Annotated in this window: 20 protein-coding genes and 2 pseudogenes; 14 read left to right on the top strand and 8 right to left on the bottom strand. The window is 60.0% G+C overall.

Features of this window, described 5'->3' with window-relative positions; translation table 11 throughout:
- Positions 1-527, top strand: a pseudogene (gene upp / locus ACIQVE_RS25475) (uracil phosphoribosyltransferase); the annotation flags it as partial.
- Between the two features lie 2 nt (positions 528-529).
- Positions 530-1,804 carry a uracil-xanthine permease family protein gene (locus tag ACIQVE_RS25480; RefSeq protein ID WP_402813778.1) on the top strand — a complete coding sequence of 425 codons (1,275 nt, stop codon included), beginning with the start codon at positions 530-532 and terminating at the stop codon, positions 1,802-1,804.
- 128 nt (positions 1,805-1,932) lie between these two features.
- On the opposite strand, the gene hemH is transcribed toward ACIQVE_RS25480, so the two are convergent.
- Both hemH and ACIQVE_RS25490 read right to left on the bottom strand, forming a co-directional pair.
- Entirely contained in the window at positions 1,933-2,958 is a 1,026-nt protein-coding gene (hemH, locus tag ACIQVE_RS25485; RefSeq protein WP_402813781.1) for a ferrochelatase, read from the bottom strand.
- A gap of 13 nt (positions 2,959-2,971) precedes the next feature.
- The gene (locus ACIQVE_RS25490) at positions 2,972-3,874 is read right to left on the bottom strand and encodes a TIGR01777 family oxidoreductase (protein WP_402813784.1); all 903 of its coding nucleotides are present in this window, start codon (positions 3,872-3,874) and stop codon (positions 2,972-2,974) included.
- A 198-nt stretch (positions 3,875-4,072) separates the two neighbouring features.
- On the opposite strand from ACIQVE_RS25490, the gene ACIQVE_RS25495 reads away from it, so the two are divergent.
- The 12 genes and pseudogenes from ACIQVE_RS25495 (at position 4,073) to ACIQVE_RS25550 (ending at position 14,209) form a co-directional block, all read left to right on the top strand.
- Entirely contained in the window at positions 4,073-5,059 is a 987-nt protein-coding gene (locus ACIQVE_RS25495) for an NAD(P)/FAD-dependent oxidoreductase (protein ID WP_402813787.1), read from the top strand.
- Positions 5,056-5,271: a TIGR02450 family Trp-rich protein gene (locus ACIQVE_RS25500; protein ID WP_402813790.1), complete on the top strand. Its 216-nt coding sequence runs from the start codon at positions 5,056-5,058 to the stop codon at positions 5,269-5,271. Before ACIQVE_RS25495 ends, ACIQVE_RS25500 begins: the two co-directional genes overlap by 4 nt.
- A 224-nt stretch (positions 5,272-5,495) precedes the next feature.
- Positions 5,496-6,458: a YbgA family protein gene (locus ACIQVE_RS25505; protein WP_402813792.1), complete on the top strand. Its 963-nt coding sequence runs from the start codon at positions 5,496-5,498 to the stop codon at positions 6,456-6,458.
- Positions 6,458-7,399 carry a MerR family transcriptional regulator gene (locus ACIQVE_RS25510; protein WP_402813794.1) on the top strand — a complete coding sequence of 314 codons (942 nt, stop codon included), beginning with the start codon at positions 6,458-6,460 and terminating at the stop codon, positions 7,397-7,399. The genes ACIQVE_RS25505 and ACIQVE_RS25510 overlap by 1 nt, the downstream gene beginning before the upstream one ends.
- Before the next feature lie 20 nt (positions 7,400-7,419).
- Positions 7,420-8,865, top strand: a complete 1,446-nt coding sequence (phrB, locus tag ACIQVE_RS25515; RefSeq protein WP_402813796.1) for a deoxyribodipyrimidine photo-lyase — start codon at positions 7,420-7,422, stop codon at positions 8,863-8,865.
- Positions 8,858-9,280 carry a nuclear transport factor 2 family protein gene (locus tag ACIQVE_RS25520; protein ID WP_402813799.1) on the top strand — a complete coding sequence of 141 codons (423 nt, stop codon included), beginning with the start codon at positions 8,858-8,860 and terminating at the stop codon, positions 9,278-9,280. The genes phrB and ACIQVE_RS25520 overlap by 8 nt, the downstream gene beginning before the upstream one ends.
- A complete protein-coding gene (locus ACIQVE_RS25525) occupies positions 9,277-10,059 on the top strand; it encodes an SDR family NAD(P)-dependent oxidoreductase (protein WP_402813801.1) in 783 nt (260 codons plus the stop codon). Before ACIQVE_RS25520 ends, ACIQVE_RS25525 begins: the two co-directional genes overlap by 4 nt.
- Positions 10,056-11,303, top strand: a complete 1,248-nt coding sequence (locus tag ACIQVE_RS25530) for an NAD(P)/FAD-dependent oxidoreductase (protein WP_402813804.1) — start codon at positions 10,056-10,058, stop codon at positions 11,301-11,303. The genes ACIQVE_RS25525 and ACIQVE_RS25530 overlap by 4 nt, the downstream gene beginning before the upstream one ends.
- Positions 11,300-12,115, top strand: a complete 816-nt coding sequence (locus ACIQVE_RS25535) for a DUF1365 domain-containing protein (protein ID WP_402813806.1) — start codon at positions 11,300-11,302, stop codon at positions 12,113-12,115. Before ACIQVE_RS25530 ends, ACIQVE_RS25535 begins: the two co-directional genes overlap by 4 nt.
- A complete protein-coding gene (locus ACIQVE_RS25540) occupies positions 12,102-13,367 on the top strand; it encodes a class I SAM-dependent methyltransferase (RefSeq protein ID WP_402813809.1) in 1,266 nt (421 codons plus the stop codon). Before ACIQVE_RS25535 ends, ACIQVE_RS25540 begins: the two co-directional genes overlap by 14 nt.
- Positions 13,360-13,850 (top strand): annotated as a pseudogene (locus tag ACIQVE_RS25545) (DUF2878 domain-containing protein). Before ACIQVE_RS25540 ends, ACIQVE_RS25545 begins: the two are co-directional and overlap by 8 nt.
- Before the next feature lie 53 nt (positions 13,851-13,903).
- Entirely contained in the window at positions 13,904-14,209 is a 306-nt protein-coding gene (locus ACIQVE_RS25550; protein ID WP_402813812.1) for a YkgJ family cysteine cluster protein, read from the top strand.
- Positions 14,210-14,353: 144 nt separating this feature from the next.
- Here ACIQVE_RS25550 and ACIQVE_RS25555 read toward each other — a convergent pair whose 3' ends face one another.
- The 6 genes from ACIQVE_RS25555 to hemA all read right to left on the bottom strand — a co-directional run.
- A complete protein-coding gene (locus ACIQVE_RS25555; RefSeq protein ID WP_402813814.1) occupies positions 14,354-14,872 on the bottom strand; it encodes an acyloxyacyl hydrolase in 519 nt (172 codons plus the stop codon).
- A 112-nt stretch (positions 14,873-14,984) separates the two neighbouring features.
- A complete protein-coding gene (gene murI, locus ACIQVE_RS25560) occupies positions 14,985-15,776 on the bottom strand; it encodes a glutamate racemase (protein WP_402813817.1) in 792 nt (263 codons plus the stop codon).
- Positions 15,769-16,524 carry a molybdopterin-synthase adenylyltransferase MoeB gene (locus ACIQVE_RS25565; RefSeq protein WP_402813819.1) on the bottom strand — a complete coding sequence of 252 codons (756 nt, stop codon included), beginning with the start codon at positions 16,522-16,524 and terminating at the stop codon, positions 15,769-15,771. Before ACIQVE_RS25565 ends, murI begins: the two co-directional genes overlap by 8 nt.
- On the bottom strand, positions 16,518-17,348 hold the full coding sequence (prmC, locus tag ACIQVE_RS25570) for a peptide chain release factor N(5)-glutamine methyltransferase (RefSeq protein WP_402813821.1): 831 nt from the start codon (positions 17,346-17,348) through the stop codon (positions 16,518-16,520). Before prmC ends, ACIQVE_RS25565 begins: the two co-directional genes overlap by 7 nt.
- The gene (gene prfA, locus ACIQVE_RS25575) at positions 17,349-18,431 is read right to left on the bottom strand and encodes a peptide chain release factor 1 (protein WP_402813823.1); all 1,083 of its coding nucleotides are present in this window, start codon (positions 18,429-18,431) and stop codon (positions 17,349-17,351) included.
- A partial coding sequence (hemA, locus tag ACIQVE_RS25580; protein ID WP_402813826.1) for a glutamyl-tRNA reductase occupies positions 18,428-19,589 on the bottom strand: 1,162 nt, incomplete at its 5' end. The genes prfA and hemA, both read right to left, overlap by 4 nt.

Below are 19,589 nucleotides of genomic sequence, written 5' to 3' on the forward strand. Positions count from 1 at the left end.
TGTAGACCTATGAAGCGACTAAAGACCTGCCGCTGGAAACCTACGATATCGAAGGTTGGTGCGGCACCGTGTCGGTCGAGAAAATCGCCGGCAAGAAGATCACTGTCGTGCCAATCCTGCGTGCTGGCATCGGCATGCTCGAAGGCGTGCTCAGCCTGATCCCGGGTGCCAAGGTCAGCGCTGTGGGCGTTGCCCGCAACGAAGAGACCCTGCAAGCCCACACCTATCTGGAAAAACTGGTTCCGGAAATCAACGAACGTCTGGCAATGATCATCGACCCGATGCTCGCCACCGGCAGTTCCATGGTTGCGACCATCGACCTGCTGAAAAAGGCTGGCTGCAAGGAAATCCGCGCAATGGTGCTGGTTGCCGCGCCGGAAGGTATCGCCGCAGTAGAAAAGGCGCACCCGGATGTAATCATCTACACCGCATCGATTGATGAACGTTTGAACGAACACGGTTACATCATCCCAGGGCTTGGCGATGCCGGTGACAAGATCTTCGGCACCAAGCAGAAGGACGCGTGACCATGCAACAAGAGTTCAACGATCCGCTCTGGCGCACGGTGCTGTCCGGCGCCCAGATGCTGTTCGTGGCTTTCGGCGCCTTGGTGCTGATGCCGCTGATCACGGGCCTTGACCCGAACGTGGCACTGTTTACCGCAGGTCTTGGGACGATTCTGTTCCAGATTGTCACTGGCCGTCAGGTGCCGGTGTTTCTCGCGTCGAGCTTCGCTTTCATCACCCCGATCATTCTCGCCAAGGGCCAGTTCGGCCTCGCCGCGACCATGGGCGGCGTGATGGCGGCCGGTTTCGTCTACACCTTCCTTGGCCTGGCCGTGAAGATCAAAGGCACCGGTTTCATCGACCGTCTGCTGCCGCCGGTAGTGATTGGCCCGGTGATCATCTCGATCGGCCTGGCCATGGCGCCGATTGCCGCGAACATGGCGATGGGCAAGTCTGGCGATGGTGCCGAACTGATCCACTACCAGACCGCGATGATGATCTCGATGCCGGCGCTGCTGACCACGTTGATCGTGGCGGTGTTCGGCAAAGGCATTTTCCGCCTGGTGCCGATCATTTCCGGCGTGCTGGTCGGTTTCGCCATGGCGTTCTATTTCGGCGTCGTTGATACCGCGAAAATTGCCGCCGCACCGTGGTTCGCGATCCCACATTTCACCGCGCCGGAGTTCAACTGGCAGGCGATTCTGTTCATCGTTCCGGTGGCTTTGGCCCCGGCGATTGAACACATCGGTGGCGTGATCGCAGTCGGTAGTGTGACCGGTCGTGATTACCTGAAGAAGCCAGGCCTGCATCGCACCCTGCTCGGTGACGGCATCGCCACCACCGCAGCCGGTATGTTCGGCGGCCCGCCCAACACCACCTACGCCGAAGTGACTGGCGCAGTGATGCTGACCAAGAACTACAACCCGAAAATCATGACCTGGGCGGCGATCTTTGCCATCAGCCTGGCGTTTGTCGGCAAGTTCGGCGCACTGCTGCAAAGCATCCCGGTACCGGTGATGGGCGGGATTCTGTGCTTGCTGTTCGGTTCGATCGCGGCGGTGGGCATGAACACGCTGATCCGTCACAAGATCGATCTGGGCGAAGCACGCAACCTGGTGATTGTTTCGGTGACGCTGGTGTTCGGGATTGGCGGCGTGCTGGTTGGCACCGGCACCGGTCCGGACGACTTCGGCCTCAAAGGCATCGCGCTGTGCGCGGTGGTGGCGATTGCGCTGAACCTGCTGCTGCCGGGCAATGATGGCTGGAAAAACAAGAAGGCGGATGAGCCGCTGCTCTAAAGGCTTTAGATCCTTCTTGCCTGACAGATAGCTATCGCCAGGAGGCTAGCTCCCACAGTGGATCTTCTGGGTACACAAGATTTGTGGCAACAGAGATCAATGTGGGAGCCAGCCTGCTGGCGATGCTTTTAGAGGGCCAAAGGCGCTCGTTCACACAAGGTAGCCAACGCCTTCGCCCATTGGGGGTCGTCATTCAGGCACGGCACCAGCACCAACTCCTCGCCCCCCGCTTCGCGGAACTGTTCCTTGCCGCGATCGCCAATCTCTTCAAGCGTTTCGATACAGTCGGCAACGAACGCCGGGCACATCACCAGAATCTTCTTCACGCCGCTTTTCGCCAGCTCATCCAGCCGCGCTTCGGTATACGGCTCGATCCATTTGGCACGACCCAGACGCGACTGAAACGACACCGACCATTTGCCGTCCGCCAGCCCCATGCGCTCGGCAAACAGTGCCGCCGTGCGCAGGCATTGCGCGCGATAGCAGGTGGCCAAAACTGCCGGGGACGCGTTCTTGCAGCAATCTTCGTTCTTGAAACAATGCTGCCCCGTCGGATCAAGCTTGGTCAGATGCCGCTCTGGCAAACCATGAAAGCTCAACAGCAGGTGATCGTAATCCTGCTGCAAATGCGGTTTGGCGCTGGCCACCAGCGCGTCGAGGTATTCCGGCTGATCGTAGAACGGCTGCAAAATCGACAACTGCACATCGAGTTTCTTCTCGCGCAGCACGCGTTTGGCTTCTTCGATCACCGTGGTGGTGGTGCTGTCGGCGAACTGTGGATAAAGCGGCGCCAGCGTGATGCGCTTGTGCCCCGACGCCACCAGACGCAGCAAGCACGTTTCAATCGACGGCTCGCCATAACGCATCGCAAGATCCACCGGGCCGTGCTTCCACTGCTGTGTCATCTGCTGCTGCAAACGACGGCTGAGCACCACCAGCGGCGAACCCTCCTCCCACCAGATCGAAGCGTAGGCGTGGGCGGATTGCTCGGGGCGCTTGATCAGGATCAGCGACACCAGCAAACGCCGCACCGGCCACGGCAGGTCGATCACGTAGGGGTCCATCAGAAATTGATTGAGGTAGCGGCGCACATCGGCCACCGAGGTGGAGGCCGGGGAACCCAGGTTGACCAGAAGCAAGGCGTGATCGGTCATGCAACGTCCTATTTCAGAGGCGGCTGGAGAGATCGTCCAGAGCCGCGCGTAAATCCGTGAACTGGAAAGTGAAACCCGCTTCCAGCAAGCGTGCCGGCGTGGCCCGTTGGCCGCCCAGCAACAGCAATGACATCTCGCCCAAGCCGACCTTCAGCGCCAGGGTCGGCATCGGCATGAACGCCGGGCGATGCAGCACACTGCCCAGCGTCTTGGCAAATTCGCGATTGCGCACAGGTTTTGGCGCGCACGCATTATAAGGACCACTCGCCTGATCACGATGCAGAAGAAAATCAATCAGGGCGATTTGGTCATCGATATGAATCCACGGCATCCACTGCCGACCATTGCCCAACGGCCCGCCCAGTCCGAGCTTGAACGGCAGCAACAGCCGCGACAAAAAGCCGCCTTCGGCCGACAACACCAGACCGGTTCGCACCAGCACCACGCGGATGCCCAACACTTCTGCGCGCAGGGCAGTCTCTTCCCAGGCAATGCACAACTGACTGGCGAAATCGTCGATCACTGGCGGCGAGTCTTCGCTCAACTCGCGCTCACCACCGTCGCCGTACCAGCCAATTGCCGAACCCGAAATCAGCAGTGACGGTTTCTGCGCGCGTGCCTCTAGCCACGCCAACAGAGTTTCCGTGAGCTTGATGCGGCTGCTCCACAGCAACGCTTTGCGTCGATGGGTCCACAGTCGGTCGGCAATCGGCGCGCCCGCAAGATTGATGATTGCATCGACTGGCTCTTCGCCAAGGTCTTCCAGCCGTGCGATGGCGCGCACCTGCGCCCCGCAGATTTTCGCGACCGCTTCCGGGCGTCGACTCCACACTGTCAGACGATGGCCCTGCCCCAACCAGTGTCGGCAGAGCTGACGTCCGATCAAACCAGTACCGCCGGTCAGCAATATGTGCATGACATCTTCCTCGCGTGGCGTTTTAACCCGGATCTCTAGTCTATTTTTATAAACAGGGATCTTTTCTATCGGGCAGGCTCTATTGTTTAACCATAGGCCAAGCTGTCAAATCGAGAACGCTAGAAGTTATACCAAAAAACAAAATTGTACAGGTTTCAACGACGGCGTAGTCTGTACAGAAAGGTAAACGAGGCCCCTATGACTGTACCTATCGCAATCATCGGCACCGGCATCGCCGGACTCTCGGCAGCTCAGGCTCTGACAGAGACTGGGCACACCGTCCAATTGTTCGATAAAAGTCGCGGCAGCGGCGGACGTATGTCGAGCAAACGCAGCGACGCCGGGTCGCTGGACTTGGGCGCGCAATATTTCACCGCCCGCGATCGGCGTTTCGTCACCGAGGTACAGCGCTGGCAAAGTCAGGGCTGGGTCGCGGAGTGGACACCGCAGCTCTACACCTTTCAGGGCGGCCAACTGAATCTGTCGCCGGACGAGCAGACCCGCTGGGTCGGTGCGCCACGAATGAGCGCCATTACGCGCGGCTTGCTCGAGGGTCTGGAGGTGCAATTTGCCTGTCGGATCACCGAGGTCTATCGCGGCGAAGAACATTGGCATCTGCAAGACGCCGAAGGCTTCACTCACGGGCCGTTCAGCCATGTGGTGATCGCCACGCCGGCACCGCAAGCTACCGCGTTGCTGGCCGCTGCGCCGAAACTCGCCGGTGCCGCCGCCGGGGTGAAAATGGAGCCAACGTGGGCCGTCGCCCTCGCCTTCGATACGCCGCTGGATACACCCATCGAAGGCTGCTTCGTACAGGACAGCCCGCTCGACTGGCTGGCGCGCAATCGCAGCAAACCCGGGCGCGACAACAACCTCGACACCTGGGTGCTGCACGCCACTAGTGCCTGGAGCCGACAGCACATCGACCTCCCTAAAGAAGCGGTGATCGAGCAACTGCACGGCGCGTTCGCCGAACTGCTGCACTGCGCAATGCCCGCCCCGACCTTCAGTCTTGCCCATCGCTGGCTCTACGCCCGCCCCGCGACTGGCCACGAATGGGGCACGCTGGCGGACGCCGATCTGGGTTTGTACGCATGCGGCGATTGGTGCCTGTCCGGACGCGTAGAAGGTGCCTGGCTCAGCGGCCAGGAAGCCGCGCGCCGCTTGCATGAGCACTTGCAGTGAATCAGATAAATCCGCGCAAATTGCTGCTGTCGAAATGGACAGCAGCCCACCCGCAAAACCGTGAAAAGCATTTTCTGGTGACTGAGCTGATTCGCGATGAGGACGGCACTGTGCTCGAAGTGGAATTGCAGGCAGTGCTGACCCAACGCGTCGAACGGTTCGATTGGCAGGTCCTGAAAAATCATTCCGAATGGGAACAAGGCTGGAAGTGACTATGGACTAACTGTGGGAGCGAGCTTGCTCGCGAATGCGGTGTGTCAGCGCGTTCAAATTTAACTGAAAGGATGCCTTCGCGAGCAAGCTCGCTCGCACAGGGAAAACGCATTCAAAGCGCAAAACTTATACAAATGATTTGACTTGTACAGCTATGAATCTATGCTGAAGAAATGTTGTACAGAGATCAATCTCTGTACAGGTATAGATTCGAGAGGTATCCATGTCAGACCTTTCCATGTCCCGGCCGAAAATCGCCATCAGTGCTTGCCTGATGGGCGCCGAGGTTCGCTTTAACGGCGGGCACAAGGAATCTCGCCTGTGCAGCCGCACCCTCGCTGAATATTTCGAATTCGTCCCGGTGTGCCCGGAAGTCGCCATCGGCATGGGCATCCCCCGCGAACCGATCCGTCTGGTTGGCGATCCGCAAAGCCCACAAGCCGTCGGCACCGTCCATCCCTCGACCAACGTCACCGCGCCACTGGCCGAGTACGGCGAGAAAATGGCCGGCGAACTCAATGACATATGCGGCTACATCTTCATGCAGCAATCACCTTCCTGCGGGCTGGAGCGGGTCAAGGTTTATCACGCCAACGGCGCGCCGGTGAATGGCGGTGGGCGTGGCATCTACGCACAAGCCTTCTGCGCGCGGCACCCGGACTTGCCGGTGGAAGAAGCCGGCCGCCTGAACGATCCGGTGTTGCGAGAAAACTTCATCACTCGGGTACTCGCCTACAGCGCCTGGCAGCACGTGCTTGCCCAAGGCCTGAGCCGCCGCGTCCTCACCGAATTCCACTCGCGCTACAAATACCTGTTGATGGCCCACAACCCACTGCAATACAAGGCGCTGGGCAAGCTGCTGGGCAATATGGCCGACACCGATCCTGCGGAGCTTGGCCCGCGTTACTTCAGCGAATTGATGGCGGCGCTGAAAAAGTGCGCCACCCGCGGCACACACAGCAATGTGCTGGAGCACATCAGCGGCTATCTGAAGCGGGCGATTACTGCCGCCGACAAACAGGAAGTGCAGCACGTCATCGGCCAATACCGCCTCGGCATTGTGCCGCTGGTGGTGCCGCTGACGCTGCTCAAACATCACTTTCGCCTTCATCCGGACCCATACATTGCGCAGCAGGTTTATCTGCAACCGCATCCGGAAAATCTCAGCCTGCGAAACGCTATCTAATGAATGACAAAACCGACACCAGCGCCCAGGAAGACCTCGGCGCCGACTTCAAGAAAGCCCTCGACGAAGGCTGGTTGCCGATCCGCGAAGTGGCACGGCAGACCGGCGTCAATGCGATCACGCTGCGTGCGTGGGAACGGCGCTATGGCCTGATCGTCCCGCAACGCACGCCCAAGGGTCATCGGCTGTATTCGGCCGAGCATGTACAACGCATCCTGACGATCCTCACCTGGCTCAACCGTGGCGTCGCGGTCAGTCAGGTCAAGCCGCTGCTCGACACTGCGCAAGACTTCAGCGAAACGGTAGAAAACGATTGGCAACGGTTGCGTCAGACGCTGCTCATGGCCGTCACGCAACTCAATGAACGCAGCATCGACGACAGCATCAATCAGGCCATGGCGCTGTATCCGCCGCGCACGCTGTGCGAGCAGTTGCTGCTGCCGCTATTGGCCGAACTCGAACAGCGCTGGCAAGGCCAGTTCGGCGCGCAGATGGAGCGAGTGTTTTTTTATTCGTGGCTACGCAGCAAATTTGGCGCGCGCATCTACCATAACAATCGGCAATTGCACGCCGCGCCAATGTTGCTGATCAATCATTCCGACCTGTCACTGGAACCGCATCTGTGGCTGTGCGCGTGGCTGATCAGCAGCGCTGATTGCCCGGTGCAAGTGTTTGACTGGCCACTGCCGGCCGGGGAGCTGGCACTGGCCGTCGAACACCTGCAAGCCCGTGGCGTACTGCTGTATTCCAGCAAAGCCATGCAGCTTGCGCAGTTGCCGAAACTTTTGGCTGGCGTCGCTTGCCCGAAAATGATCGTCGGACCAACGGTGTGCATCCACCACGCCGAGTTGTCCGTAAGAACTTCCGAGATTGCTGATTTGTACCTGGCTGAAGATCCGCTTTCAGCACACCAGGCACTCGTTCAGCGTGGGCTGATTTAATGGACGTGACGATTACCCCTATGCAATTGATCTGGCTGCGCAGCGACTTGCGCCAACATGACAACACCGCCCTCGCGGCTGCCGCAGCGCGTGGCCCGACGGTCGCTGTGTACCTGTTGAGCCCGCAGCAATGGCAAGAACACGACGACGCTCCCTGCAAGGTCGACTTCTGGCTGCGCAATCTGCACGAGTTGAGCAAAAGTCTCGGCCAACTGAACATTCCTTTGCTGATTCGTACGGCGGCGCATTGGGATCAGGCGCCGGCAGAACTGCGCAAGCTCTGCCGCGAATTGAACATAGAGGCAGTGCACGTCAACGAGGAATACGGTATCCACGAAAGCCGTCGCGATGCGGCCGTGGCCGAGGCTTTGCAGGCCAAGGGCATCGAATTTCACAGTTACCTCGATCAATTGCTGTTCAAGCCCGGCACCGTACTGACCAAAACCGGCACGTACTTCCAGGTGTTCAGCCAGTTTCGCAAGGTCTGCTATGAACGCCTGCATCGCTCGATGCCGGCGTTGGTGCCTGCACCCGGCAAGCAGTCGCCGCTGGACATCGACAGCGATCCGGTTCCTGCATCCGTCACCGGCTTCGCCACACCGAGCGAAGCCCTGCGCGCCCTGTGGCCCACCGGTGAACAGGAAGCCCGACGTCGCCTCGACACCTTCGCCGACGCACAAATCGATTACTACAAAAGCGAACGCGACTTCCCGGCCAAGCCCGGCACCAGTCAGCTTTCGGCGTACCTGGCCGCTGGTGTGATTTCGCCACGGCAATGCCTGCACGCCGCCCTGCAAAGCAATCAGGGCGAATTCGAAAGCGGCAAGGTCGGCGCTGTCACCTGGATCAACGAGCTGCTGTGGCGCGAGTTCTATAAACACATTCTGGTCGGCTATCCACGGGTCTCGCGCCACCGCGCGTTCCGCCCCGAGACCGAAGCCCTGGCCTGGCGCGACGCCCCGGACGAACTCGCGGCGTGGCAAGAGGCGCGTACCGGGCTGCCGATCATCGATGCGGCGATGCGCCAATTGCTCGAAACCGGCTGGATGCACAATCGCCTGCGCATGGTCGTGGCGATGTTCCTCACCAAGAACCTGCTGATCGACTGGCGCGAAGGCGAGCGGTTTTTCATGCGCCATTTGATCGATGGTGATCTGGCGGCAAACAACGGCGGTTGGCAGTGGAGCTCGTCAACCGGCACCGATTCGGCGCCGTACTTCCGCATTTTCAACCCGTTGAGCCAGTCGGAAAAATTCGACAGCGAGGGCCTGTTCATCAAGCACTGGTTGCCTGAACTGGCCGGCCTCGACAAAAAACAGGTGCATAACCCGGCCAGTGCCGGCGGCCTGTTCGGCGTGGCGGATTATCCAACGCCGATCGTCAACTTGAGTGCATCGCGGGAACGGGCGCTGACCGCGTTCAAGAACCTGCCCTCACGCCAACCAGCCGGGGTCGATCATGAGTGAATTCCTGCGCAGCTTCGCCCGGCAATTTTCAGCGTTGAACAAAGACAACCTGCAACGCCTGGGCGAGCTGTACAGCGACGACATTCACTTCACCGACCCGCTGCATGAAGTTCAGGGGTTGGCGCAGTTGCGCGATTACTTCGGTGAGCTGTACGCCAACGTCAGCGAGCTGCGGTTCGATTTTCACGGTTACGACCAGATTGGCGAGGGTGAAGGCTACCTGCGTTGGGTCATGAGTTATCGCCATCCGCGTCTGGCCAACGGGTGCGAGATTCGCGTTAGCGGCTGCTCGCACTTGCTGTGGCGCGACAAGGTTTATCGCCATCGGGATTATTTCGATGCCGGGGCGCTGCTGTATGAACACTTGCCAATATTGGGCCGGGTAATCGCCTGGCTGAAAAGGAGAATGGGATGAGTCTTACACCTCCACGGCGTTACTGGCTGACCGGTGCCAGCAGTGGCATTGGCGCAGCATTGGCAGAAAGCATCCTCGCCACCGGCGCGCATCTGGCCGTCAGCTCGCGCCAGGTCGCCCCACTCAAAGTGTTGTCGCAACGCTATCCGGGACAAGTGCTGGTGGTGGCGGGCGATCTGACCAACAGCCAGACCGTGCGGGAAATCGGCCAGCAAATTGCCGAGGACTGGGGATCACTGGACACGGTGATCCTCAATGCCGGCACCTGTGAGTATGTCGATGCACGGCAATTCGATTCTTCCATCGTCGAGCACGTGGTGCGCACCAATCTGCTCGCCAGCGCCTACTGCATCGAAGCCGCCCTGCCGTTACTGCGCAAAGGTACTGCGCCGCATCTGGTCGGGATGGCGAGTTCGGTCACTTACTTGCCGCTGCCTCGGGCGGAAGCTTACGGCGCATCGAAGGCAGGGCTGCGCTATCTGTTCGAATCGTTACGCATCGACCTTGCGGACGAGGGCATCGAAGTCACGGTGATCAGCCCGGGTTTTGTCGAAACACCGCTGACCGCCAAGAACGATTTTCCGATGCCCCTCAGTTGGCCTGTGGATAAAGCCGCCCGGCACATCTTCGCCAAGCTCAAGGATCGGCCACTGGAAATCGCCTTCCCGGCACTGTTCATGGCCGCGCTGTGGCCCTTGTCAAAACTGCCGACGGGGCTGCAACTGGCAATCGGTAAACGCATGGTGCGCAAACCGCCGCCGCTTCGAGATCCAGCATGAAAATCGCCATTATCGGCAGCGGCATCGCCGGACTCACCTGCGCGCACCTGCTCAATCGCCGACATGACGTCACGGTGTTCGAGGCCGGCGACTGGGTCGGCGGTCACACGCACACGGTGCAGGTAAGCGTCGAGGGTCGCGAATATGCCGTGGACACTGGTTTCATTGTGTTCAATGACTGGACCTACCCGAATTTCATCCGCCTGCTCGGCCAGCTCGGCGTGGGCTTCAAGCCGACCGAAATGAGTTTCTCGGTCAACGATCCGGACAGCGGCCTGGAATACAACGGCAACAACCTCAACAGCCTTTTCGCCCAGCGGCGCAATCTGCTGTCGCCGGGGTTCTGGGGCATGCTGCGCGACATTCTGCGCTTCAATAAAGAAGCCCAGCGCGACCTCATCGAGCTGCGCATCGATGCCGACATGACCCTGGATGATTACCTCAAGGCCGGCGGCTACGGCGAGCGTTTCATCCTGCATTACATCGTGCCGATGGGCGCGGCGATCTGGTCGATGCCGATGGCCGAGATGCTCAATTTTCCGCTGCAGTTTTTTGTACGCTTCTTCAAGAATCATGGCCTGTTGTCAGTCAGTGATCGCCCGCAATGGCAAGTCGTCGAGGGCGGTTCCAGCGCTTACATCGCGCCACTGACCGCCGCGTTCAAGGACCGGATTCGCCTGAACTGTCCGGTGAACCGAGTGGATCGCGACGAACACGGCGTGGTTATCCACAGCCCGGCGGGGATCGAGCACTTCGACAAAGTGGTGTTCGCCTGTCACAGCGATCAGGCCCTGCAAATACTCGCCAACCCGAGCGAGGCCGAACGCACGATCCTCGGTGCCCTGCCCTACGCCGACAACGAAGTGGTGTTGCACACCGACACGCAACTGTTGCCCAAGCGCAAACTGGCGTGGGCCAGCTGGAACTATCGCCTGAGTGGTGCCGGTCACACCCACGCGGCCGTCACCTACGACATGAACATTCTCCAGGGCATCGAAAGCGATACCACGTTCTGCGTCAGCCTCAACCAGAGCGCCGGCATCAACCCCGACAAAGTGCTGGCCCGCTTCACCTATGCCCATCCGCAGTTCAGCCTCGCCGCAGTGGCGGCGCAGAACCGCTGGGCCGAACTGGATGGCGTCCGGCACACCCACTACTGCGGCGCTTATTGGGCCAACGGTTTTCATGAGGACGGCGTGGTCAGCGCATTGCGCGTGGCGGCCGCGTTCGGGGAAACCCTATGAACAGCGCCCTCTACAGCGGTTGGATCGGCCATCGGCGCTTCTCCCCGCGCCGGCATGAATTTCGTTACCGGATCGGTTTGCTGTACCTCGATCTGAATGAGCAGGACGCGTTGTTCGGCCTGTCGGCGTTGGCCAGCCGCAGTCGCTTTGCGCCGTTTTCATTTCGCGAAACCGACTACCTCAAGGCCTTCACCGCCACCGGCATGCGCTTGATCGATGCCGTGCGCCAGCAGGTCGGCCTCGCCATCGGCCATGAACCGCAAGGCTCGGTGTGCCTACTGACGCAACCGCGCAGTTGGGGTCTGGCGTTCAATCCGGTGAGTTTCTTTTATTGCCATGAGGCCGACGGGCAACTGGCGGCGATTGTCTGTGAAGTCACCAACACGCCGTGGCGCGAGCGTTATCACTATGTGTTGCCAGCCCGCACGCAGGTCAATGCGCAAAGCGCTCATCAGCATTTTGCGGTGGCCAAGGCCTTTCATGTTTCGCCGTTTTTGCCGCGCGATCTCGAATACCGCATGAGCTTCAGCCCCGCCGCGCAAACCCTCGGCGTACACATGGCCGACTGGCAGGGCGAGCACAAACTGTTCGACGCCACGCTCAATCTGCAACGCGAAACGCTCGACCGTCACAGCCTGCACCGCTACTTGCGCCGCTTCCCTTGGATGACCGCGAAAACCGCTCTGGCGATCTATTGGCAAGCCGTGCGACTGCTGCTTAAACGTGCACCGATCTTTGCTCATCAGGCTGCCGATGGCAGCTTTCAAACCGCTACTGTGCCTACCAAGGAACACCGCCATGAAATCCTCTAGTCTGTCGGTCAGCCGGCTCAGCACCAACGGTTTGACCGGTTCGCTGCTGCGTCGGGGCGTGTTGCGGCAAATGGCCCGCCTCAAACACGGTCAGCTTGTGGTGGTCGAGGATGGCGAGCGGATGCTCTTCGGTGCCCCCGGCAGTGCTTTGGTGGGCGAGATCCACATACTCGACGCGGCAGTCTGGGGCATGGTCGCCAGCAACGGTTCGATCGGCGCGGGTGAGGCGTTTATCCACGGTTATTGGAGCTCGCCGGACTTGACCGCGGTGGTGCGGGTGTTCGTCAGTAACCTCGATGTACTGGATGCGATGGAAGGTGGCCTGGCCCGTGTTGGCCGACCGCTGGTGCAAGGTTTGCACTGGCTCAATCGCAACACGCGCAAAGGCTCACAGAAAAACATCGCCGCGCACTACGACCTCGGCAACGATCTGTTCGAACAGTTTCTCGACCCGACCATGATGTATTCGGCGGCGCAGTTTCTGACCCCCGAAGACAACCTGGAACAGGCGCAACTGAACAAACTGGAGCGGATCTGCCAGAAGCTCGCGCTCAAACCCAGCGATCACTTGCTGGAAATCGGCACCGGCTGGGGCAGCATGGCGCTTTACGCGGCGCAAAATTACGGCTGCCGCGTGACCACCACCACGTTGTCGAAAGAGCAGTACGCATTTACCGCGCAGCGCATCGAACAACTGGGCTTGCAAGATCAAGTGACGTTGTTGCTCAAGGATTACCGCGACCTCACCGGTGAGTACGACAAGCTGGTGTCGATCGAGATGATCGAAGCGGTCGGCCATCGTTTCCTGCCCACCTACTTCAAGCAATGTGCGCAGTTGCTCAAGAGCAACGGTTTGATGCTGTTGCAGGCGATCACCATTCGCGAGCAGCGTTATGAGCAGGCCACGCGCAGCGTGGATTTCATCCAGCGCTACATCTTCCCCGGTGGCGCCCTGCCCTGTGTGCAGAAGATGCTCGAAATCGTTGGCCGCGACACCGACATGAACCTCCTGCACATGGAAGATTTCGGCCTGCACTACGCCAAAACCCTGCGCCTGTGGCACGAGAATTTTCGCCGCGCGCACGGCCGCTTGAGCGAACTGGGCTATGACGATTACTTCCTCAGGCTATGGGAGTTCTACCTGTGCTACTGCGAGGGTGGTTTTCTGGAACGCACCATCGGCACCGCGCAATTGTTGCTGGCCAAACCGGCAGCCATGCCGGCGCCGCTGCTCGGACGCTTCGATGCTTGAGCGGATCGCCAATGCCGTGCTGTTCCAGATCGGCTGGCTGGCCTGTGTGCTCGGCGGCAACAGTTTATGGCTGTTGCTGTCGCTGGCGGTGCTGGTGATTCATCTGTGCTGGATCAGCAGTTGGGCGGCAGAGGGACGTTTGATCCTCAGCGTGGTGATCGTCGGCACGGCGGTGGATAGCGTTTTGCGCGGCCTCGGCGTGTTCATGTTTGAGGATTCGTCTCCGCTGATTCCGCTGTGGCTGATGTTGCTGTGGGCATTGCTGGCGACCACGTTGCGTCACTGCCTGCAATGGACCGCCCGCCCTTGGTGGCTGGCGAGTGGGCTCGGGGCCGTCGGCGGTGCACTGTCGTATTACGGCGGCGGACGCTTGGCCGGCGTGCATTTTCCCTACGGCGAGTTACCCAGCCTGATCGGCATCGGTCTGCTCTGGGCGTTGCTGTTTCCGTTGCTTCATCGATGGCTCGACGCTTGGCGCATTGAGCGTCTGTCAGAGCTTTCACACACGCGGCAACCTCTGCCTTACACTGCCGGCCATGAAGACCATCCCCCTCCAACAAATCGCTGAACCGGCGGTCACCTGCTCGACCTGCGCAGCCTGCTGCTGCCAGCTCGAAGTGATGCTGATCACTGACACGGGCGTGCCTGATCGCTTTATCGATACCGATGAATGGGGCGGCGAAGTGATGCTGCGTCTGGACGACGGCTGGTGCGCGGCACTGGATCGCGACACGATGATGTGCACGATTTACGAGAAGCGCCCGCTGATCTGTCGCGAGTTCGAAATGGGCGCGCCGGAGTGCATTGAAGAGCGTCAGGGCATTGCCACGGTGTATCGCTGATCCTTCGAACGATACAAAACCACTGTGGGAGCGAGCTTGCTCGCGAAGGCGGTGTGTCAGACAAAAACAATATCGACTGATCATCCGCTTTCGCGAGCAAGCTCGCTCCCACAGGGTTTAATGCAGGCTGTTGGAACGTAGTGATTACAACGGCATCGTGTAATGCAGCGAGTAGCTCTCTACCCCATCGTTGTTGCTGGAAAGGCCGGCGTTGGAATAGTGCGTCGCACGAATCCCGACCTCATGCCCACCATTGAAACGCAGACCAAAACCCAGACGGTCTTCGAACTGGAACGAGCCGCCAATATTGTTGGATTCGTACTTGGTGTTGGAGAATACCGCTGCACCGATGCCCGCCTCGAAATACGGTTTGACCGAATCACCGGCAAACTCGTACACAAATACCGGCGAGAACGACAGGCTGTTGTTACTAGAGGTCTTGTCACCGTCCCAGTAAGTGTAAGCACCACTCCAGTAACCGGTCAGGCGACCGACGTCGCTTTGCAGCCAGCTCGTGTCCCAGTCGAAATTCATCCCCAGGCGATACGTCATGGTCGAATCGCTGGTGGCCCCCACCGCGAATTCAACGCCGGCAGCTTGTGCGGTAATACTTTGCCCTATCAATGCGGCCGCAATCGCGGCCAAGCAGAATAGTCGCTTCACTTTGAAACTTCCTTTTCCGGAACGATCGTTTGGTTTTCTAGATAACTTATCGCTATAGAAGCTAGTGCCAGAGCAGAAGTTCAGCTGACTTTTCAGTTATTTCACATATTTTTTACAAACTGAATTTTTGCACTTCGCAGTCAGTTTGCCCCAGCAGCGGCAGGATGTTTCGCAAGTGCTGCGGATCGGCGGAGGTCCAGAACCTGACCGCTTGATGCGGCCCCTCAGCGAGCAGATCACGCTCGGCCAGTAGGCGCTGAAGTTGCCGCGCCACGGCGGCGCCGGTATCGATCAGACTGATGTTCTCGGGGATCATCGAGCTGAGCATCGGCTTGAGGAAGGGATAGTGCGTGCAGCCGAGGATAATCGTGTCGCAACCGTGGGCCAGCAGCGGATCGACATAATTCTGAAGTAGTTTGCGCAACTCGGCGCTGTGCAAATCGCCGCTCTCAATCAATTCAACCAGACCGGGGCACGGCTGGGTAATCACACGCACATCGGTGGCGAAGCGGTCTAGCAACGCGGCGAACTTGGCACTCTGCAAGGTGCCGGTGGTGGCAAGTACACCGACCACACCACTGCGGGTCGCGGCAGCCGCCGGTTTGACGGCTGGCTCCATGCCGACGATGGGCCAGTCGGGAAAGTCGTGGCGCAGATCGGCAACCGCCGCCACCGTTGCGGTATTGCAGGCGACCACCAAGGCCTTGGCGCCCTGCTCACGGAAAAAGCCAGCCATCACATTGCAACGCTGGCGGATGAACTCCGGGGTTTTCTCGCCATACGGAATGTGCCCGCAATCAGCGAAGTACAGCAGCGACTCATTGGGCAGTAAACGCTGAATTTCAGCCAGAACCGACAAACCGCCGACACCGGAATCGAACACGCCGATCGGCGCCTCACGCATGCTGCGATCCACAGACGCTGCAACCCGGGTCACGCTTGACGCGCAATTCACGGAAGCGCGAACCCAAGGCATCGATCAACAGCAAGCGGCCCACCAGCGGTTCACCGAAGCCGACCAGCATCTTCAAGGCCTCAAGCGCCTGAAGGCTGCCGACCAATCCCACCAGCGGCCCGACCACGCCGGCTTCGCTGCAGGTCAGTTCGGCTTCGCTGCCATGCCCGTATAGACAGTGGTAGCACGGGCTCTCGGCGCGACGCGGGTCGAACACCGACAGTTGGCCTTCGAGGCGAATCGCCGCGCCGCTGACCAAGGGTTTGCGCGCAGCCACGCACGCGGCGTTGACGGCTTCGCGAGTGGAAAAATTATCAGAGCAGTCGAGCACCAGATCCACCGTCGAAACGGCTGCGGCGAGGGAATCCTCGTCCAGCGCCCGACGATGGGCGACGAGTTGAATCTCTGGATTGATCGCGCCCAGACGCTTGAGCGCCGAGTCGACTTTGCTCATGCCGACGCTGTCGGTGTCGTGGATGATCTGGCGTTGCAGGTTGGTCAGATCGACCGTGTCGAAGTCCGCCAGATGCAGTTCACCGACACCCGCCGCCGCCAAATACAAAGCAACCGGTGCGCCGAGACCACCGAGGCCGACGATCAGCACGCGACTGGCCTTGAGCTTCAACTGGCCGTCGATGTCGATGTGTTGCAGCAGAATCTGCCGGCTGTAGCGCAGCAATTCCTGATCGTTCAGCACGGCAGGCGCCCCAGGCTGATGCGTTGATGGCCGCCCAGATCGGTGCGGCTGTGGACTTCTTCAAAACCACGGCGCAGCAGCAGATCGCGCACGGCTTCGGCTTGATCATAGCCGTGTTCGAGCATCAGCCAGCCACCGGCCTCCAGATGTTCCGGGGCCTGGGCGACGATCAGACGCAGATCGTCGAGCCCGTCCTCACCGGCCACCAATGCACTGGCGGGTTCGAAACGCACATCGCCTTCGACCAAATGCGGATCGGTTGCGGCAATGTACGGCGGGTTGCTGATGATCAGCTGAAAACGCTGACCTTCAAGAGCACTGAACCAATGGCTGCTCAGCACTTTGGCGTTATTCAGATGCAGACGTTGACGATTGCGTTCGGCCAGCGCCACGGCTTCGAGCACGCGGTCCACGGCGGTTACCATCCAGGCCGGGCGTTCGCTGGCCAAGGCCAGAGCAATCGCGCCGCTGCCAGTGCCGAGGTCGAGCACTTTAGCTGGGGTCGCCGACAGCAATTCCAATGCGGCTTCCACCAACAGTTCTGTGTCCGGGCGCGGGATCAGCGTGTGCGGTGCGACTTCCAGATCGAGTTTCCAAAAACCCTGCTGACCAAGAATGTAAGCCACTGGCTCGCCACCGCGGCGGCGTTGCAGGTACTCGGCAAACTTCAGCGCGGCTTCACTCGGCACGATGCGCTCGGGCCAGGTGTGGAGGAAACTGCGCGATTTGCCCAGCGCAGCGGCCAGGAGCAATTCAGCGTCCAGACGCGCAGTGGGTGAGTCCGGCAGGTCGGCGGCGCGCAACAGGCTCGCAATGATGGTCATTTATTCACCTATCGCGGCGAGTTGGTCAGCCTGGTATTCGGCCAGCAGCGGCTCGATTACCGCATCAACGCCACCGGCGAGAATGTCATCAAGCGAATACAGGGTCAGGTTGACGCGATGGTCAGTCACCCGGCCCTGAGCAAAGTTGTAGGTGCGAATCCGCTCGGAACGGTCGCCGGAACCGACGAGCAATTTTCGCTCACTGGCGATGGCATTCGCCGCCGCAGCGGTTTGCTGATCGTTGAGCTTGGCCGACAACCATGACATCGCCCGCGCACGGTTTTTGTGTTGGGAACGTTCTTCCTGACACTCGACGACGGTGCCGGTCGGTATGTGCGTGATGCGGATCGCCGAGTCGGTCGTGTTGACGTGCTGACCACCGGCCCCGGAGGAGCGGAACGTGTCGACGCGCAAATCCGCCGGGTTGATCTCGATGGCTTCGCGCTCGTCCGGCTCGGGCAACACCGCGACGGTGCAGGCCGAGGTGTGGATACGGCCCTGGGATTCGGTGGCGGGTACACGCTGTACGCGGTGCACGCCGGATTCGAATTTCAGCTTGCCGTAGACGTTGTCGCCTTCGATGCGGGCGATGACTTCTTTATAGCCACCGTGTTCGCCTTCGTTTGCCGACAGGATCTCCACACGCCAGCCTCGTCGCTCGGCGTAACGCGCGTACATGCGGAACAAATCGCCGGAGAAGATCGCCGCCTCGTCACCACCGGTGCCGGCGCGAATTTCGAGGAACACGTTGCGCCCGTCGTTAGGGTCTTTTGGCAACAGCATGCGTTGCAGGTCGGCTTCCAGCGTGATCAGCAATTCTTTGGCTTCGCGGACTTCTTCCACGGCCATTTCACGCATGTCCGGGTCGCTGTCCTTGAGCAGCGCCTGCGCGCCTTCAAGATCGCCTTGTACGCCGAGCAGCTTTTTATAGGCGTGTACGACCGGCTCGAATTCGGCGTATTCCTTGGAATAGGCGCGGAATTTAGTCTGATCAGAGATGACTTCGCCGTCGCCGAGCAGCGCGGTCAGTTCCTCGAAACGGTCCTGGAGGATGTCCAGCTTATTGAGCAGTGACGCTTTCATTGCGGTTTTTTATCCGAAAAGCTATCCGGTGAGCCCTCGAGGGCAAAGAGTTCCTGGGCCATGGCCAGCGCATCGAGGCGGCCTTCGGCAGAAAGCTTTTTCAGTTGCACGCTGGGTGCATGCAACAGTTTATTGGTCAGGCCGCGGGCCAGTTGCCCCAGCACATCTTCGGCATTGCCGCCGTTGGCCAGCAGACGCAGGGCTTTTTGCAGCTCCTCGTCGCGCAGACGTTCGCTCTGTTGACGATAGGCCTTGAGCACATCGACTGCCGCCAGTTCGCGCAGGCGCACCATGAAATCGTCGGCGCCGACCGAAACCATTTCTTCGGCCGCTTGTGCTGCGCCCTGACGACTCTTGAGGTTTTCGGCGACCACTTCATGAAGATCGTCGACGCTATAGAGGTAAACGTCGTCCAACTCGCCGACTTCCGGTTCGATATCCCGGGGAACAGCAATGTCGACCATGAAGATCGGTTTGTGCTTGCGCAGCTTCAATGCGCTCTCGACCGCGCCTTTGCCAAGGATCGGCAACTGGCTGGCGGTCGAACTGATGACGATATCGCTGCGCACCAGCTCCGCTGGAATGTCCGACAGCAACACCGCATGGGCGCCGAACTGCTCGGCCAGGAGGCTTGCGCGCTCCAGCGTACGGTTGGCGACAACGATGCGCTTGACCCCCAACTCATGCAAATGGCGGGCGACCAGGGTGATGGTCTCGCCCGCGCCGATCAGCAAGGCCTGGCTGCGTTGCAGGTCACTGAAAATCTGTTTCGCCAGACTGACCGCCGCAAACGCCACGGACACCGGGTTTTCACCGATGGCGGTGTCGGTACGCACCTGTTTGGCGGCATTGAAGGTTGCCTGAAACAGACGCCCCAGCAGCGGCCCGATGGTGCCGGCCTCGCGGGCCACGGCGTAGGCCGATTTCATCTGGCCGAGAATCTGCGGTTCGCCCAACACCAGCGAGTCGAGCCCGGAGGCGACGCGCATCATGTGACGAACTGCCGCATCATCTTCATGCACATAAGCACACGCGCGCAGCTCTTCGAGGCTTAAATGGTGATAGTCGGCCAGCCAGCGCAGCACGATATCCGCCGACAGCTGATCCTGTTCTATATAAAGCTCACTGCGATTGCAGGTGGAGAGGATCGCTGCTTCG

The organism is Pseudomonas sp. NPDC098747 (genome assembly GCF_044760045.1).
Taxonomy (GTDB): domain Bacteria; phylum Pseudomonadota; class Gammaproteobacteria; order Pseudomonadales; family Pseudomonadaceae; genus Aquipseudomonas.

Excerpts from the sequence above, each read along its gene's own strand:
- ACIQVE_RS25480 (WP_402813778.1), top strand. The coding sequence starts at position 530 with ATGCAACAAGAGTTCAACGATCCGCTCTGGCGCACGGTGCTGTCCGGC.
- hemH (WP_402813781.1), bottom strand. The coding sequence starts at position 2,958 with ATGACCGATCACGCCTTGCTTCTGGTCAACCTGGGTTCCCCGGCCTCC.
- ACIQVE_RS25490 (WP_402813784.1), bottom strand. The coding sequence starts at position 3,874 with ATGCACATATTGCTGACCGGCGGTACTGGTTTGATCGGACGTCAGCTC.
- ACIQVE_RS25495 (WP_402813787.1), top strand. The coding sequence starts at position 4,073 with ATGACTGTACCTATCGCAATCATCGGCACCGGCATCGCCGGACTCTCG.
- ACIQVE_RS25505 (WP_402813792.1), top strand. The coding sequence starts at position 5,496 with ATGTCAGACCTTTCCATGTCCCGGCCGAAAATCGCCATCAGTGCTTGC.
- ACIQVE_RS25510 (WP_402813794.1), top strand. The coding sequence starts at position 6,458 with ATGAATGACAAAACCGACACCAGCGCCCAGGAAGACCTCGGCGCCGAC.
- phrB (WP_402813796.1), top strand. The coding sequence starts at position 7,420 with ATGCAATTGATCTGGCTGCGCAGCGACTTGCGCCAACATGACAACACC.
- ACIQVE_RS25520 (WP_402813799.1), top strand. The coding sequence starts at position 8,858 with ATGAGTGAATTCCTGCGCAGCTTCGCCCGGCAATTTTCAGCGTTGAAC.
- ACIQVE_RS25525 (WP_402813801.1), top strand. The coding sequence starts at position 9,277 with ATGAGTCTTACACCTCCACGGCGTTACTGGCTGACCGGTGCCAGCAGT.
- ACIQVE_RS25530 (WP_402813804.1), top strand. The coding sequence starts at position 10,056 with ATGAAAATCGCCATTATCGGCAGCGGCATCGCCGGACTCACCTGCGCG.
- ACIQVE_RS25535 (WP_402813806.1), top strand. The coding sequence starts at position 11,300 with ATGAACAGCGCCCTCTACAGCGGTTGGATCGGCCATCGGCGCTTCTCC.
- ACIQVE_RS25540 (WP_402813809.1), top strand. The coding sequence starts at position 12,102 with ATGAAATCCTCTAGTCTGTCGGTCAGCCGGCTCAGCACCAACGGTTTG.
- ACIQVE_RS25550 (WP_402813812.1), top strand. The coding sequence starts at position 13,904 with ATGAAGACCATCCCCCTCCAACAAATCGCTGAACCGGCGGTCACCTGC.
- murI (WP_402813817.1), bottom strand. The coding sequence starts at position 15,776 with ATGCGTGAGGCGCCGATCGGCGTGTTCGATTCCGGTGTCGGCGGTTTG.
- prmC (WP_402813821.1), bottom strand. The coding sequence starts at position 17,348 with ATGACCATCATTGCGAGCCTGTTGCGCGCCGCCGACCTGCCGGACTCA.
- prfA (WP_402813823.1), bottom strand. The coding sequence starts at position 18,431 with ATGAAAGCGTCACTGCTCAATAAGCTGGACATCCTCCAGGACCGTTTC.